General features: G+C 28.6%; 12 protein-coding genes. 10 read left to right on the top strand and 2 right to left on the bottom strand.

Annotated elements, in window-relative coordinates; translation table 11 throughout:
* The 7 genes from BUB83_RS16550 to BUB83_RS16575 form a co-directional block, all read left to right on the top strand.
* Positions 1–1,592: right-handed parallel beta-helix repeat-containing protein (locus tag BUB83_RS16550; protein ID WP_143160576.1), on the top strand; the 1,592-nt coding region annotated here is incomplete at its 5' end.
* Between the two features lie 248 nt (positions 1,593–1,840).
* Positions 1,841–3,067 (top strand): nucleotidyltransferase domain-containing protein, encoded by a 1,227-nt coding sequence (locus tag BUB83_RS16555; protein ID WP_073339787.1) that lies wholly within the window; start codon positions 1,841–1,843, stop codon positions 3,065–3,067.
* 133 nt (positions 3,068–3,200) lie between these two features.
* On the top strand, positions 3,201–3,482 hold the full coding sequence (locus tag BUB83_RS16560; RefSeq protein WP_073339789.1) for a lasso peptide biosynthesis PqqD family chaperone: 282 nt from the start codon (positions 3,201–3,203) through the stop codon (positions 3,480–3,482).
* Positions 3,483–3,589: 107 nt separating this feature from the next.
* Positions 3,590–5,545, top strand: a complete 1,956-nt coding sequence (locus BUB83_RS16565; RefSeq protein ID WP_073339792.1) for an asparagine synthase-related protein — start codon at positions 3,590–3,592, stop codon at positions 5,543–5,545.
* A 155-nt stretch (positions 5,546–5,700) separates the two neighbouring features.
* Complete coding sequence (locus BUB83_RS22790; RefSeq protein ID WP_278336943.1) at positions 5,701–5,835, top strand: hypothetical protein; 135 nt, start codon at positions 5,701–5,703, stop codon at positions 5,833–5,835.
* Positions 5,836–6,172: 337 nt separating this feature from the next.
* Positions 6,173–7,129, top strand: coding sequence for a phosphoenolpyruvate carboxykinase (ATP) (locus tag BUB83_RS16570; protein WP_073339794.1), 957 nt, complete (start codon positions 6,173–6,175; stop codon positions 7,127–7,129).
* On the top strand, positions 7,129–7,596 hold the full coding sequence (locus BUB83_RS16575; protein WP_423231149.1) for a lasso peptide biosynthesis B2 protein: 468 nt from the start codon (positions 7,129–7,131) through the stop codon (positions 7,594–7,596). The genes BUB83_RS16570 and BUB83_RS16575 overlap by 1 nt, the downstream gene beginning before the upstream one ends.
* Positions 7,597–7,623: 27 nt before the next feature.
* On the opposite strand, the gene BUB83_RS16580 is transcribed toward BUB83_RS16575, so the two are convergent.
* Together BUB83_RS16580 and BUB83_RS16585 are read right to left on the bottom strand one after the other, a co-directional pair.
* Positions 7,624–8,511: a metallophosphoesterase gene (locus BUB83_RS16580; protein WP_073339800.1), complete on the bottom strand. Its 888-nt coding sequence runs from the start codon at positions 8,509–8,511 to the stop codon at positions 7,624–7,626.
* Positions 8,508–10,223: an ABC transporter ATP-binding protein gene (locus BUB83_RS16585; protein WP_073339802.1), complete on the bottom strand. Its 1,716-nt coding sequence runs from the start codon at positions 10,221–10,223 to the stop codon at positions 8,508–8,510. The genes BUB83_RS16580 and BUB83_RS16585 overlap by 4 nt, the downstream gene beginning before the upstream one ends.
* Positions 10,224–10,465: 242 nt before the next feature.
* Between BUB83_RS16585 and BUB83_RS16590 the strand changes: the two genes are divergently transcribed.
* The 3 genes from BUB83_RS16590 (at position 10,466) to BUB83_RS16600 (ending at position 16,884) form a co-directional block, all read left to right on the top strand.
* Complete coding sequence (locus BUB83_RS16590) at positions 10,466–11,089, top strand: TetR/AcrR family transcriptional regulator (RefSeq protein ID WP_073339805.1); 624 nt, start codon at positions 10,466–10,468, stop codon at positions 11,087–11,089.
* Positions 11,090–11,101: 12 nt separating this feature from the next.
* The gene (locus BUB83_RS16595) at positions 11,102–14,389 is read left to right on the top strand and encodes a glycoside hydrolase family 2 TIM barrel-domain containing protein (protein ID WP_073339807.1); all 3,288 of its coding nucleotides are present in this window, start codon (positions 11,102–11,104) and stop codon (positions 14,387–14,389) included.
* A 92-nt stretch (positions 14,390–14,481) separates the two neighbouring features.
* On the top strand, positions 14,482–16,884 hold the full coding sequence (locus BUB83_RS16600) for an alpha-galactosidase (protein WP_084133640.1): 2,403 nt from the start codon (positions 14,482–14,484) through the stop codon (positions 16,882–16,884).
* The last annotated feature ends 93 nt before the right edge of the window (positions 16,885–16,977 follow it).

A 16,977-nucleotide genomic window follows, 5' to 3' on the forward strand; every position in this document is an offset into this window, starting at 1 on the left:
CTCATGAATGGGGATGTGGAATTGTTTTTAAAGGTGGTAAAGACTTAGAAATGGATAATATAACAGTGACTAATGTTACTGGATATGGAATATATACAGAAAGTGGAACCAATAGTAACAGATTTGACGCAGTATATACTAAGAATGTAGTTTCAGGGTCTATATCAGAAAGTGGTATTATGATAGAAAGCAATAAAAATAGTAGAACTAAAGAAGTTTACAATATAAGTAAATGTGGTGAACAGTTTGAATTAGGATACACATTAGGATATCAGGGTTATCCATATCTAAAAAATAAAGAATACACTTCTTATTTCTATGATGAGAATATGAACTTTGTAGAAAAGAAAGATTGTATTCAATTCAAAAAAGTGGATATACCTAAAGAGGCTAAATATGTTCATTTTGTTTTTCCACAAGATAAAGTGGAAAGTAATCTAGGTTATTGTGCATGGATTTCGAATTTTAAACCGCCTAGAAATGTAATACTTCATGATTGCATAATAAAAGAAAATAGAAGCTTAGGATTAGCATTTTGTGGAGGGCAACAATGGACGATAGAAAATAATATTTTTGAAGGTAATGGAGGTAACGCTCCTAGTTTTGCGGTGAATTTTGAAGATGGTTGGGAGCTAATGCAAGATGTAATATTTAAAAATAACAAATTTATAGACAATGATAGAGACTTGGTAGTTTGTGCTGGTGATAATTTAAAGTTTGAAGAGAATAAATTTACAGAAAGAGTATTGATATGGCCTAGAGCTACCAATTATAAATTTGATGGAAATAATTTCAATGGAGGTTCAGTTAGCTATGGATCAAATGATGGTAAATGTATAATTAATGGTAACTATTATAATAGTACAAGTATAGGGACATCATCCGTAGCAAACAAAGTGATTAATTATATGTTGTTTAATGAAACTATAATTGATTCAACAATTTATTTAGCTAAAGGAACTAGGCTAATTAATTGTGATATAAAAGCTAAGAATACTAAATTTTTAATAAAAAATGCTTCTATTGAAAATAGTATTATAGAAGTTAAATCTGCTGATATTGATAATTCAAAATTTAAAAATAGTAAGATAACAGGTGCAAATTGGAATTTGAGATATAGTCATTATTCTGAAGACTGTGAAATAATAGATTCGAATTTTGATTCACAAGGTGATGATAAAATATACTTTAAAAATAGTAAGTTTACTAATAGTAAAATAAGATATAGTACTTGGGGTCCACCATCTGAAGTTACATTTGAGGGATGTAATATTTTAAATGATTCGGATGTTTCATTTATTGAATTATCTGCAGGTAGAGCAGAATTATTGACTTTAATAAATAATAAAATTAATAATAAATCTAGTAAACCAATCATAAGTATTTTTGACACTAGTTACACTACACCAAATGGTAATATAGTTTTAGAAAACAATGAACTTATTCAAGAAAATTATCCTTATATATTTAATGGGAGGGATATTAATAAGGGGATTGTAAATTTTACCGATAAAAATAATTCTATAACTGGGGCAGAAATGTTGAATCCTAAATATCTTAATAATCAGTATTTTAATATTAATAAAAACTAATATGTTGTAATAATATAATGTGGAAGCTAGTCGAGGGTAATTCCTCGACTGGCAAAAGCATTAGCTGTAATGAAAGATTATGAAATTATTAAATATTTAAAATTCCAGTTAATTTATATGTTTCAAATTAATGAAGGAATGTTATAATATATATATTTACATTTAATGTAAAAAAAGGTATAATTATTATGTTGTTTAACTATCGAGTTATTGATAATCCATTATCTAAATACAAGGGGAGAGTGAACATGAATGCTGCACAAATCCAACTTATAAACTTTTTATCTGCTGCTATACATGATGAAAGATTAGACATTGATCAAGTGAAAAAGATCAATTTCAAATCAATAATAGATGAAGCAGAAGCGCATAATATTAAAGGTTTGGTATACTCCGCTATTAATAAAAACAATATATCAAAATACATCGACAAAGAGCAATTAGAACAGTGGAAAAAAGAGACCTTCTTCACAGCTGTATATCAGATACAACATATCAAGCAGATTTCTCATGTATTAGAAATATTTAATAAAGAAAAAATTCCTGTAATAGTACTTAAAGGCCTTGTTATAAGAGATATATATCCTAAACCAGAATTAAGAACTATGTGTGATGCAGATATACTAGTGCATAAAGAAGATTTAGATAAAGTTAAAAAGCAATTATTAAAGCTTGGATATATAGAATATGGGATAACAAAAGCACATATCGTATTTGAACATATTAAGTATCCACCTATAGAAGTACATTGGTTTTTGACATATGAAGATTTTTTTAAGAAAAATGTCCTGTGTGAAAATGAAATATGGAAAAAAACAATGAAAGTTAAAGTTGGAGGGACAGAAGCATTATCTCTTTCATTTGAAGATATAGCGGTTCATTTATGTTTGCATATGGCAATACATAGTGCAAGTAGTGGTTTTGGAGTCCGCCAACTTTGTGATTTGGTACTGTTAGTTGAAAAAAAAGGTGATTTAATAGATTGGTCAAGCTTTGTTAATAAGATAAGAGAATATGGAATTGACAAATTTACTATGGCAATATTTACTATTTGTAGAATTTTATTTAATATGACTGTACCAGAAGAATTAAATAGTATTAAGTTAGTTAAAAGAGAACTTTTAAATTTATTGATTGATGATATTTTTGAATCTGGTGTTCATGGTAATAGAACCTTATCAAAAATGTTTAGTAATAAAATGGCTTATAATTCACATGATAAAGTGGGTAACAATAGTTGGGGTATATTAAAAAGATTTATAATGTTTGTATTTCCACCTATTAATAAACTATCAGATAGATATGCTTATGCCAAGAAATATATTATTTTACTACCTATAGCATGGATTCATCATTTTTTTAGTGGAGTTTTCAGTAAGGAATATAGTTTTTTTAGTAAGATAAAGTTCTTAGTATCAACAGTACATATTTCTAAGAAAAGAAATAAAATACTTAAAGGACTGGAGTTAATATAATTTACAGTAGGTCATAATTAATAAATATGATAAAACAAGAGCATATACGTAACTGTAAAAAATAACTAAATAAGTAAAAAGTTAAATAAATATTATGTGAATATGAAAACACTAGGAAGATGGAGGTATAAAAATGATTAATATTAGTATGAACACAATAGTTGAACAAAGGGAAGGAATAGATACTACAGATATAGATGGCGAAAAGGCCATGATGGATCTAGAAAAAGGACAATATTTTATGCTGGATAGCGTTGGAAGTAGAATATGGGAAATTATTAGTAAACCTTGTGCTGTAAAACAAATATTATTAGAATTAATGAAAGAATATGATGTTGATGAAAAAACTTGTGAAGAAGGTACAGTTGAATTTCTAGAGAAACTTAACGAGGATGGACTTTTAGTAACTAAATGAAAGGTTTTCTTTGAAAATAAATATAAGGTTAAGAATTTAACTAAACAAGAAAAATTGAAATTATTAGCTTAATAAACAAAAAATGAAGAGCATTAGGGGATGAGAAGATGTCTGCAATTTTCGGAGTTATAAACTTTAATGGAGATAGTGTTTCAGAGAATGTAGAAATTGGAATGACTAATAGATTAAGTAAATATAAATTAGATTCCATAAAAGTTATACATAGAAAGGGTATGCTCATGGGTTGTGGAATGCAATACATTACAGCAGAATCTCTAAATGAAGTCTTACCTTATTATGATGAAAGTAGTGGACTAGTAATTACTGCAGATGCAATTATCGATAATCGCGTAGAATTGTTCTCTTTACTCAATATATCTAATGATATTCAAAACAATATATCAGATAGTCAATTGATTTTGATGTCATTTAAAAAATGGGGACATAAATGCACAAAGTATTTAATTGGTGATTTTACATTTGCTATATGGGATGAAAAAAACAAAAATTTATTCTGCGCCAGAGACCATGTTGGTAAAAGGACGTTTTACTACTACTATGGAGAAGATTTTTTTGCTTTTGCCACAGTAATTAATCCTATATTTGAAGTTTTAAACAAAAGACCTGATTTGAATGAAAAATGGATTGCAGATTTTTTAGTTCTACCACTAGTTGTTCAGGAAATACAGAATAATGAAACTGTGTATGAAAGTATTTATCAATTACCACCAGCTAGTCATCTTGATTTGCATAATAAGGAAATTACTATACATAAATATTGGAATCCGCTAGAAGAGATAAAACCATTAAAATTAAAATCAGATAAGGAATATGTAAAGGCTTTTAATGAAGTGTTCTATGAGGCTATTAATTGTCGCTTGCGTAGCACTGCTGAAGTTGGGGTAATGATGAGTGGGGGATTAGATTCTGGTTCAGTTGCTTGCATAGCAGCTAAACAATTGAGTAAAAAAAATAAGAGGTTAAAAGCTTTTAGCTCAATCCCTATGAAAGAATATAATAATAATTTACAAAATGGTATTATTGCAGATGAAAGTAAATATATTAAATCTATAGTTGATTTATACAATAATATTGATTTGACATTGTGTAGAAGCGAAAATGAAAATTCTGTCACTAATATTGGATTCTTAATTGATATTTTAGAACAGCCACACAAGATTATAGAAAATTTATTTTGGTACAACCATATTATAGAAAATGCTTGTAAAAATAATTGTAAAATACTGCTAAATGGACAGTGCGGTAACATGACTATTTCCTATGGGTATTTTATGCCACATGTTCTCTCTTTGTTTAGAAAAGGGAAAATATTTAATGTTATTAAAGAGATAAATGGGTATAGCAATTTGTATAGAATACCTAAAAATCATGTTGTAAAAAAAACACTTAAAGCTGTTATGCCTTATAGTATAAGAAAGTTTATGACTAAAAACATTTATAAAAATAAAGACATATTTGAAATGAGTCTTATAAATCAACATTTAATTAGTAAATGGAATTTAGAGAGTCGCATAAAAGATAATGGATACTATAATTATCCATTTAGATATATTGATAGTAAAGAATTGCAAAGAAACGTAGTTGATCCTGTAGCGCTATCACAATTGGCATTAGTAGAAACAAAACTTTCTTTAGCTCATGGCATAGTAGAAAGAGATCCAACATGTGATAAGAGAGTTATAGAGTTTTGTCTTAGTTTGCCAAGTGGACAGTTTGTAAGAGCAGGAAAGGAAAGAACTCTTATACGTAGAGCAACTGAAGGTGTTTTACCAGATAAGATAAGACTTAATTATGAAGAAAGAGGACGACAGGGCGCAGATTGGGTACAAAGGCTACAGCCACATTGGCAAACAATTAGTGATCACATGGCAAACGCGTTAGACAATGATGCAATTAGTAAATACATAGATGTTGATAAAACAAGAAAATGCTTAGATTCTATTGGCAATTGTATGGATGAAAAATCTTCTCAAAATGTAAGAATGCTTATAATTATTCTCATTTTTTCGGAATTTATAGATAAATATTTTGACGACAATTAATTATTTAATAATACCTATAGCTTGTTATATTTTTAAATATTATTTGAATTATGATAAAGAATATGTATTTAAAATTTAGCAAGTTTATATAAAATTAAAACGACATAGTAATATAGTTGATAATATACTGTGTCTAATACAAAGGAGGTGCTAAAATGAAAAAGAAAGTTTGGTGTAAACCAGAAATATTAGTATTAATGGCTAAAGATACACAACATGGAGGACAAAGATACGATCATCCAGATGGACCATGGACTGGAGAGAACAAGGATACTAGATCATTCTCGTAATTAAATTATTTAAATATACCCCAAAGTCATAGAATTTTGGGGTGTATTTAATAATCTTCTGTAAAATAGTTGCTATTTACACACCTAATAATTACAAAAATATCATTATAGAACAATTGAGATTTTAAAATATTTTTGTGGTTTATTATTATTTAAACTTAATGGAAAAGTGATACTAAAATTAAGTAGATAAATTATAAAAGAATTAGCAAATCTAATATTATGTATTAAATATATAGTAATAAAATGTGTAGTCATAGATAATGGGAAATCAGTTTTGTAATGATATTTAATTTAATATATTAGAACATTAATAAATGTTAATGGAGAAATTTAAATGAATTTAAAAGATGGAAATATAAATGTATATAACTATAAAGCTTATGGATTGAATATCCAATCTGAAATTATGCTACCAGAGTTATTGTTATCTGATAATAATCAATATATTGACGTAAATATATTATACGGAGTATTACCTCAAGAAATATCCAAAGAAATAGATAATGGTAAACACTTTGAGTTTGGAAAAGAAAAAATGTGGTTCTGTATAAATAATATTGCAAAATATTATATATCTAATGGAAATACAATAATAGTAGAACCTTTTGAAAATGCAAATCAGCATAATGTGAAAGCTTTTTTGCTTGGCAGTGCATTTGGTATGCTATTAATTCAAAGAAATACAATAGCTATTCATGGAGGCACTATTGTAATTGATGGACAAGCGTTGGTGATTACAGGAAACCAAGGAGCGGGTAAATCCACATTAACTTCTGCATTTAGGGATAAAGGATATTCTTTTATGTCTGATGATGTTTCTGTTTTAGGCAAAAGAAAAGATTTAACCCATATTATTTATCCAGGATATCCACAACAAAAACTTTGCAGAGACGCTATGGAAAAAATGAATTATCATCTTAAAGATTTTAAGAGAATAGATGAGGGAAGAGACAAATACGCTATACCTGTACATAAAAACTTCATAAAACATACTGTGTCGTTAGGAGCAATTTGTGAAATAACTATAGGGGAAAAGGAATATGTAGAAATTGAGGAGATTACAGGAACAGAGAAGCTTAAATTACTTTTAAAAAATATTTATAGAGTAGAAGTTACACAATATACTGGAATAAATATAGATTATATGAAAAATTGTATATACATTGCTAAGGAAATTCCTTTCTTTAAAATTAAAAGGCCAAAAGATAAGTTTTCTGTTGAAGATCAAATTACAGTTATAGAAAAAGCTTTAATAGAGAAAAATAATGTGATAGAGATGGTTCAAAGATGATGACCTTATCCACACTAACTAGAAAGTCAAAAAGCTTTCTAAGTATAAGGTGGTCAGATAAACTATTGTTCTTCAAAGCCTATATTATAACGGGTATAGCAAGAATGGCAATTTTATTTTTAAAATTTAATATAGTTAAGAAATATATGGGTAACCCTAAAACTGAATCGCCTTATATTCTAGATAAAGAAGTATATCGAAGTGCTAAAAAAGTTTCATGGGCTGTAAACCAAGCAAGTAAATATACTCCGTGGGAAAGTAGATGTCTAGTTAAAGCTATTACAGCCCAAAGATTACTTAAAAAGAAGGGGATTTATAGTACAATTTATCTTGGCGTAAATAAAGATGAAAGTAATAAAATGAATGCCCATGCTTGGTTAAGGTGTGGAGAGTTATTTGTAACTGGGGGATATGAGAAAAACGATTTTAAGGAAGTAGCAAAGTTTTCAAACTATAGTCAAAAATGACTCTAAATAAGATGGTAAAATACCAAATTATTTAGAGTCATTTTTTAATTTAATCACCACTAATTCAGGCCTATTAAAAATTCTTAAATTTATAGAACTATTTCCAAGGCCCCTACCTACAATCATCGTTGAATCATCAATTTCGTATTTACCACCGTAGTATTTTGGGAAAAATTCTACATCAGGAGATAAAAGCCCACCTACAAAAGGAATATTTACTATACCTCCATGTACGTGACCTGCCAATACTAAATCTGCGCCCCAAGTTGAGTATTCTTCAAAGTAAAAGGGGGTATGTGCAAGGACTATATTAAATTTATCCTTCTTTAATTGAAAATAACTGTTTTGAAGATCTTCAGGTGTAAGTTGAACTGCTACATTGGGATTATTTCTATATTCTTTATTATAATAGCTCATGGGTAATACTAAGCCATATAAATTAATATGTTGTTCTTTTTTTATAAGTTCTATTTTTGAGTTGTTTAGAATAATTACTCCTAAATTTTCAAGTTTTTTTATATATTCATTTAACCAATTATCATTAAGTCTGTTTAATCTCATTTCTAGTATTTCTTCATGATTACCATATGTATAATAGATAGTATATTTTTGAGTTAAATTTTGGCACAATTCTAAAAATACAGTACCATCATCATTAGAAGCATTTAGCATATCACCTGTTACCACAATAATATCAGGGTTTATTTTATTTATTTTTGATATAAGCCTTTTATTATTTGTGCCAAAGCTTTTACTGTGTAAATCAGTTAATTGAAGAATTTTCATATCATTAAATTCGCTAGGTATTTTATTAGACTTAAGAGTAAAAGTCGAAATTTTCAATCCATTATTTGAAAACCAATAGAAAATTAATATAATAGCTATGAAGGAGATTAAGCGAATCATACTTTTCATACTGTTTCTACTGCAACTTCAGATTCTTGGAATTCTTCAGAAACTTTGGTATTATATGATACACTCAAAATACCGTCTTTTAGGGTTAATATTTTGTTACAAATATCTAAAGCAGAAGGTCTGTGGGTTATTATCAAGCAAGTGGGTTTGTTTTTTAAGTTTTTAATGGATTGAAGCAGCTTCATTTCGGTATCACCATCTAAAGCGGAAGTGGCCTCATCTAAAATGAGTACAGGTTTCTTACGTATCAAAGCTCTAGCAATAGCGATTCTTTGAACTTGTCCTTCTGAAAGGCCTACTCCTCTCTCTCCAATTTCTGAGGAAAATTTGTCTTCAAGATTTTCAATAAAATCTAAGGCGCAAGCTTGTTTAGCAGCTTCATAAATTTCGGAGAACGATACAGGGTTTATACCATAACTTATGTTATCCTCAATGGAGCCAGAAAATAATGTATTTCCTTGAGGAACATAGGAAATCATATGTCTAAAATCCCTATTGACATTTAATTTTTCACCATTTTGATTTATTAATAGTTCACCATCTGTAGCATGTATAAATGATAGTAATAATCGTATTAATGTGGTTTTACCTTCCCCAGAAGTACCTACTAAAGCAACTATATCCCCTTGATTAATTTTAAAAGATACATTTTTTAGAATAGGCAAGTTTTCTTTGTATTTAAAGGAAACATTTTTAAATTCCATGTTCATAGGTTTATCTATTTTAAACAGATTTTCTATAGTTGTATCCTCTAAAGTCATTTTTTCAATATCCATCAATCTTTCAGTAGCACCATAGGAGTTAATAATTTGTGGTAAGGAGTAAGCAAACATTATAAAGGGACCTTGAATGTTACCAAATAGCTGTAATAGTGCGGTTAAGGTTCCAAAAGCATCAGTACCTTTAGAAAGATTCATTGCACCCCAATAGAAAACAGCAAAGTATCCACCCCATGCACCTATTTGAATAAATGTGTTGGAAAAAGCATTGATTTTACTTCTTTTTAATAATAATTTAAGTTTTTTATTTTGAAGATTTTTTAAAGATAACATATTATTTTTTTCTTGAGTGAAGGATTTTACTATGGTTATATTTTGTAATGTTTCTTGAATGAAGGTTCTGTATTTAACCTCTTGGTCTTGTATATCAATGTAAACTTTTTTTTGTCTTTGTCCATAAAATTTACCTATGAAAATACAAACAGGAAAAATTATTATGGATAATATTGCCATAGTTGGTTCTAAAAATAACAGAGTTGCAAAGGCGGTAATAAGCATGACGAAAAAAGATATCATACTAGGTAGAGTGTCTGTAAGCACAGAGGATACAGTTCCCACATCATTAGTTATTTTTGTCAGAAGGTTCACGCTATGATGTTTTGAGTGTTCTATCCATTCACTATAGGTAACATGTTGATAAAGCGTTGATTGAGTATTGTTGGATATCTTACCTGAGCAATAAGTAGTAAGTATAGAGTTTAAAGTACTAAAAGCAATATCACTACATAGTAGCATTGCAAAAATAATTATCCATTTAATAATTAATTCTTTGTTTCCTAAAGTTGCTGAATCAATAAGTGATTTAGAAACTACAGCTCTATATACATTCAATATTGATGAAACTGAACCAATAAGTATAATCAGTATTAAGTTAAATTTAACTGGTTTTACTTGCGACAAAAGCCATTTTGTTTCTTTTAGTATTTTTTTCATTAATTTTCTCTCCTTTTAGAATAATGTACAAAAACAGCTATTGAATAAAAAAGAAATTATACCATTTAATGGTAACATATTTTTGCTTTTTTTCATATATCTTTTAGAAAAAATGAGATATATTATTCAAGGTAATAATTTAAACCTACTGATACTATCAATTTGTATCTGTATATGATAGAATTAAATAAAATGATAGTGATACTATCATTTGTGCAATAGACAATGAGGTGAGATTAGCTATGAAAAGTAATAAAGAAAAAAGACAAGATAATATTAAGGAAGAGGCACGAAAACTCTTTATTAAAAAAAATATAGAACAAGCAACTTTTGCAGAAATTGCTAAGAATTCTAAGGTTGGAGAAGCAACTATTTATAGGAATTATCCCAATAAAGGAGAATTGGCTATGGTCGTTGCTATGGATTATGTCACAGATTTAGTTAATGATTTAGAAGAAAGACTTTCAAATAAAAAAGATACACACATAGTTAAATTTGAAAAATTACTAGATTATTATATTGAAGTGTTTATTAATAAGCCTGACTATTTTATTTATATGGAACATTTTGACAATTTTATAGCTCACAGTAGTGAAAAACCTAGTGATTTTAATGAGTATGAAAAAAGTTTATATAATATTGTAAAAGTTCTTTGTGATGTTTATTCCGGTGAAAAGTTAGACAATAGTATTGATGCTAATATAAATGTTGAGATGGCAGTGTATACTTTTAATATTACATTTATAAGTCTTTGCCAAAAATTATTATTAAGGGGTAAAATAACATCCACAGATTTGAGATTCGATGCTATTGATGAGTTGAAATTGATGAAGAAGATTTATATAGATTATCTTAAAGTTAAATAAAGGAGAATTGCCATGAAAAAAGATTGGAATAATCCAGAAATTATCGGCATAAACAAAGCTAAGCCTAGGATGGAGGCACAGGGATATGATTCTATTAATTCATATCTGAAAAAAAAGAATGATAGAAAGTTTTTAAATGGAGTTTGGAAGTTTAATTATTGTAATAATTATAAAGAAAGACCAGAAGATTTTTATAAAAAAAATCTTGTAGTTAAAGGATGGGATGATATTAATGTTCCAAGCGTATGGGAGACACAAGGGTATTCAAAACCTTATTATTTAGCTTTTGATTATCCTCCAGTTTTAGATAAAAGAAAAAAACATATACCAAATTTATTTGAAGATAAAATTCCGGTAGGGATTTATAGAAGAACATTTGATATAAATAAAAATTGGTTGAATGATTACGTATACATACATTTTGGGGCGGTAAAATCTGCTTTTTATCTTTATATTAATGGAGAAAAAGTAGGTTATTCTCAAGGGTCTATGACACCGGCAGAATTCTTGATTAATGATTATGTGGTTGAAGGAGAAAATCAAGTTACAGTTGAGGTGTACAAGTATAGTGATGGAACTTATTTAGAAGATCAGGATATGTGGTTTTTAGGGGGAATATATAGAGACGTATACTTGTACCATGAATCAAAGGAAAGAATATGGGATATTTATCTTTATAATACCTTTGATGATGAATATAAGAATGCTACGCTTTATGCAGAAATTTTGGTTCAAAATAAAGGTCCTGTCCCCGCTAAATGTATCATTTCTAGAAAAATTGAAATTTATATATCCACTAATAAAAATGAACTTGGTTATAAGTTGATGGAAGATAAATTCAGTTATTTACAATCAAAGTTAATAAATAATGAGGAAATTGGTGAAAAACAATTAGTAAAACTACGGGGACAGGTACTGAATCCTTTAAAATGGAATCATGAAACGCCCAACTTATATTATATAACAGTGGTTCTAAAAGATGAGAATGAAAAAATATTACAGGTAAAGGGTAGCAGATTTGGATTTAGAGTGGTTGAAATAAAGAAGTGTAAATTTCTTATTAATGGAGAACCAATTATTTTTAAAGGAGTTAATAGGCATGAATTTAGTCCTGATACTGGTTGGTATGTGGATAAAAAGTTGAGGGAGAAAGATATTAATATTATGAAACAACATAATATTAATGCTGTTAGAACAGCGCATTATCCAAATGACCCTCATTTATATGAATTATGTGATGAATATGGACTTTATGTAATTGATGAGGCAGATGTTGAAACTCATGGGGTTAGACGTAAAAACATACCAGGGGACAATCCTATCTGGACAAAAGCGGTAGTGGATAGAATGAATAGAATGGTTTTTAGGGATAGAAATTATCCTTGTATTATAATGTGGTCCTTGGGAAATGAAGCTGGCTACGGAGAAAATTTTCACATTATGAAGCAAGAGGCTATGAAAGTAGATGCCACAAGACCTTTTCATTATGAAGGGGATATGGATTTAAAGGTATCAGATGTATTGAGTTTAATGTATCCTTCACCAGAAAAAGAAACTAGATTTGGTGAATTAGAAGATATAAAAATTAGTTTATTTCAAAATATTTTAAATCAATTAGCTGCGGATCAAAAGGGTTTTACTAAAGACCAATATAAGGATAAACCTATTATGAATTGCGAATTTGCACATGCAATGGAAAATAGTTTGGGGAATTTTAAAGAGCATATGGATGTATTTGAAAAATATGATAATTGGTGTGGGGGATTTATTTGGGATTTTGTTGACCAGTCTATTAGAAAAAAACAACAAAATGGTAAAGATGTTTGGACCTATGGTGGGGATTATGAGGAAGAAAAACACAGTGGACAATATTGCGCAAATGGTATAGTAAGTGCAGATAGAGAGCTACACCCATCTATATATGAAGTGAAAAAAGTTTATCAAGATTTTTCTATTTATAAAAGTGAAGAAAAATATATACTCAAAAATAAAAGATTTTTTACGGATTTGAATTTGTATAAACTACATTATTATTATTTAGAGGACGGGAAAGAAATCTTAAGAAAAGAAATTCTATTACCCAGTATTCAACCATCAAAATTATTTCAACTAAACATTGATTCTATTGAAATGAAAAAAGACAAAACTTATCATATTATTTTTTCTATGACATTAAAAGAAAAAACTCTTTATGAGGAAAAAGGTTATGAAGTTGGTTTTGAACAATTTGTGCTACAAGAAAAATTTGTAAATTCTAAAAATTATGGGGGACAGGACCTGGTATTTAATAGTGGAAATCAACGGGGACAGGACTTAACAATTAATAAGAAACAGCAGAATCAACGGGGACAGGTAATAGTGATTGAGGATGCCAAGGAGTACTCTATAAATTCAAATAACACGGAATATACAATTAACAAAGAAAATGGATTGATTGATGAAATAAAAATCAATGGAAATATAGTGGTGAACAATCCAATAAAGATGAATTTTTGGAGACCCATTACGGATAATGATATAGGATTTGGTAATTTTAATCCTATAATTAGAAAAATGTATGAGGAAGGACCTTTCAAAAAACTTACTTATAATCCTCCTAAAGTTCATAAAATTTTAATAGATGAAAAGGTAGATAAATTAGATAAATTAGATAAAATGGACAACAAAAAACATATTTTCAAAAATATAAGTGAAAATATAAGTGGGGACAGGTCTTTTAGGATAAAAGTTATATATAAACACAAACTTTTCAAAACATTAGCTTTGATCTACACAATAGATAGCTCAGGAAAAATAAATATTACAACTATGGCTGAACCTAAAAAAGAAATGATACGATTAGGTTTTACTGCTCAGTTAGATGAAAAATATAATAAAGTTGAGTGGTTTGGTCGAGGAGAGCATGAAACTTATTGTGATAGAAAACTAGGTGGTAAATATGGTATTTATTCAAAATCTGTAGAAGAAATGCATCACGAATATATGAGACCGCAAGAAAATGGACTAAGAACTGATATTTACAATTTATCAATATCAAATAATAGATACAAGCTAAATGTAAAAGCAGTAGATAAAAAAATTAGTTTTAGTACTTGGCCTTATAGAATGAAAAGTATAGATGATGCAACTCATTCTTATATGCTAGGAACAGAAGATGTGGTTACTTTGAATATTGATGGATTTCATCGTGGGGTTGGCGGAGATGAGCCAGGACAGTTATGTTTATTAGATAAATACAAATTACATAAAAACAAATTTTATACTTATTCGATAGAGTTAAGTATAAGTGAAAATAAATAATAATTCTGATTTGAATAATAAATTTTAATTAAAATTAATCAATACAAATCAATACTAATCAACACTAATTAATACTAATGGGGGGAATTATAATGGCAATAATTTTTAATGAAAATAATAAAGAGTTTCATTTAATAACAGAAAATACAAGCTATATCATGAAGGTATTAGAAAGTGGACACTTGGGACACTTGTATTATGGAGAAAGATTAAGGCACAAAAGCAATTTTGATAATTTGTATTTAAGTTTTTCGCTTGATATCGGCAACTCTGTTTCTTATAGTTCTGAAACAAAAGATTTTAATTTGAATGTGGCATTACTTGAATATCCTACTTATGGAAAAGGAGATTACCGTAGTCCAGCACTTGAATTATTATTTGAAAATGGAAATTCCACAGCAGATTTTAAATATGAAAGTCATAGTATTAATGAAGGAAAATCTCCATTAGTACAATTACCATCAACTTACAATAATGAAAAAGATGCAGAAACACTTCAGATTAATTTATACGATTATGTGGAGGATGTAAGACTTGAAATTTCTTATTCTGTATTTTCAGAGGCAGATATAATAACTAGAAATGTTAGAATTATTAATGGAAATAAGCAAAAAGTAAGAATAAATAAAGCTATGAGTATGAATTTAGATATGTTCACTGAAGATTATTCAAATTATGAAATCATAACCTTAGACGGGGCTTGGATTAGAGAAAGACATATTAATAAAAGACCATTAAGCCAAGGTATTTTTAAGATAGATTCGAAAAAAGGAGTAAGTGGTTCTGATCACAGCCCATTTATTTGTATAAAAAAATCAGAAACAAATGAAGAAAAAGGAGAATGCTATGGATTTGCATTAGTTTATAGTGGAAATCATGAAGCATCACTGGAACTGTCCCCACATCTTTTAACTAGAATGCAAATGGGAATCAATTCTTTTGACTTTAATTGGTTACTAGAGCAGGGACAGGACCTTCAAACTCCAGAAGTTGTTTTAACTTTTTCTAGTGAAGGAATGAACAAAATGAGCCAAAACTTCCACAACATAATTCAGAACAATTTAGTGCGAGGAGAATGGAAGCATAAAGAAAGACCAGTGCTTATAAATAATTGGGAAGCAACTTATATGGATTTTAATGAAAAGAAAATTTTAAATCTTGCAAAGGAATCTAAGAAATTAGGAATAGAATTATTTGTATTAGATGATGGATGGTTTGGAAAAAGAAATGATGATAAATCAAGTCTTGGAGATTGGTTTGTTAATAAAGACAAGTTGCCAAGTGGAATTGATGGATTAGCAAAAAAAATAAATGATATGGGACTTCAATTTGGTATTTGGGTAGAGCCGGAAATGATTTCTTATGATTCTCAATTATTTAAAGCACATCCACACTGGGTTATGAGATTGCCTGAGAGAGAATTATCCATGGGAAGAAATCAAGCAGTACTAGATTTAGCTAATCCAGAGGTATGTGATTATATTTACGAATGCTTGGCCAAATTATTTAAAGAATCTAATATTTCATATGTAAAATGGGATATGAATAGAAATTTTTCTGATATATATTCAAATTATTTACCAAAGGAAAGACAAAGAGAGATTACTCATAGATATGTATTAGGCTTATACGGAATTTTAGAGAAATTGAATAATGAATTCCCTCATATTTTATTTGAAAGTTGTGCTGCTGGGGGAAATAGATTTGATATGGGGATGCTTTATTATATGCCTCAAACTTGGACAAGCGATAATACAGATGCAATTGAGCGGGTTTATATTCAAGAGGGAACAAGCTTAGTATTTCCTCCATCAACTATGGCAGCACATGTTAGCGGTAATGTAAATCATCAAGTAATGAGAAGTACTCCAATAGAAACAAGATTTAATACTGCAGCCTTTGGTTTGCTTGGATATGAACTTGATGTAACTAAACTTACTAATTTTGAGAAGAAAATTGTTACAAAACAAATAGAGTACTATAAAAAACATAGGAAACTTCTACAATTTGGTACTTTTTATAGAGAGAAAAGCTTTTTTAATAGCAAATGTACTAGTAACAGCAATAGTAGTAGTGATAATGTAGCTATTTGGTCAATGGTATCTAGGGACAGGGATGAAAGCTTTATAGGGTATTATCAAAAATTAGCTAAACCTAATCCAAGCTATGAGAAAATTTATCCTCTAGGATTAAAGGATGAAAGTTATTATAGGGTAGAGAATAGAGAACAATATATTAACGTTAGAAGTTTTGGGGAAATGATCAATAATTTTCTTCCAGTAAAAATAAAAGAAAATGGATTGATTCATAATACTATTTCAAATAATTATTTATACAAACTTCCATCAGAAAGTATGGAAGGAAACGGTGATGAATTTATGAAGGCAGGTATAAAATTAAATCATCAATTCACGGGGACAGGTTTCAATGATAATGTGAGAGCAGTACTGGATTATGGATCTAGAATGTATTATGTAAAAGAAAAAATTAATTAAAAATATATGTCCAAAAATATATGTCCTGTCCCCGTGATATTATAAATTACGGGGACAGGACACTTAATTTGGACACTTAATTTATACCTACAT

Source organism: Clostridium grantii DSM 8605, from assembly GCF_900129965.1.
In the GTDB taxonomy this organism is placed as follows: Bacteria; Bacillota; Clostridia; order Clostridiales; family Clostridiaceae; genus Clostridium_AF; species Clostridium_AF grantii.

Coding starts and splice junctions, on each gene's coding strand:
- BUB83_RS16590 (WP_073339805.1), top strand. CDS start 10,466: ATGAAAAGTAATAAAGAAAAAAGACAAGATAATATTAAGGAAGAGGCA.
- BUB83_RS16600 (WP_084133640.1), top strand. CDS start 14,482: ATGGCAATAATTTTTAATGAAAATAATAAAGAGTTTCATTTAATAACA.
- BUB83_RS16580 (WP_073339800.1), bottom strand. CDS start 8,511: ATGAAAAGTATGATTCGCTTAATCTCCTTCATAGCTATTATATTAATT.
- BUB83_RS22790 (WP_278336943.1), top strand. CDS start 5,701: ATGAAAAAGAAAGTTTGGTGTAAACCAGAAATATTAGTATTAATGGCT.
- BUB83_RS16565 (WP_073339792.1), top strand. CDS start 3,590: ATGTCTGCAATTTTCGGAGTTATAAACTTTAATGGAGATAGTGTTTCA.
- BUB83_RS16595 (WP_073339807.1), top strand. CDS start 11,102: ATGAAAAAAGATTGGAATAATCCAGAAATTATCGGCATAAACAAAGCT.
- BUB83_RS16575 (WP_423231149.1), top strand. CDS start 7,129: ATGACCTTATCCACACTAACTAGAAAGTCAAAAAGCTTTCTAAGTATA.
- BUB83_RS16585 (WP_073339802.1), bottom strand. CDS start 10,223: ATGAAAAAAATACTAAAAGAAACAAAATGGCTTTTGTCGCAAGTAAAA.
- BUB83_RS16560 (WP_073339789.1), top strand. CDS start 3,201: ATGATTAATATTAGTATGAACACAATAGTTGAACAAAGGGAAGGAATA.
- BUB83_RS16555 (WP_073339787.1), top strand. CDS start 1,841: ATGAATGCTGCACAAATCCAACTTATAAACTTTTTATCTGCTGCTATA.
- BUB83_RS16570 (WP_073339794.1), top strand. CDS start 6,173: ATGAATTTAAAAGATGGAAATATAAATGTATATAACTATAAAGCTTAT.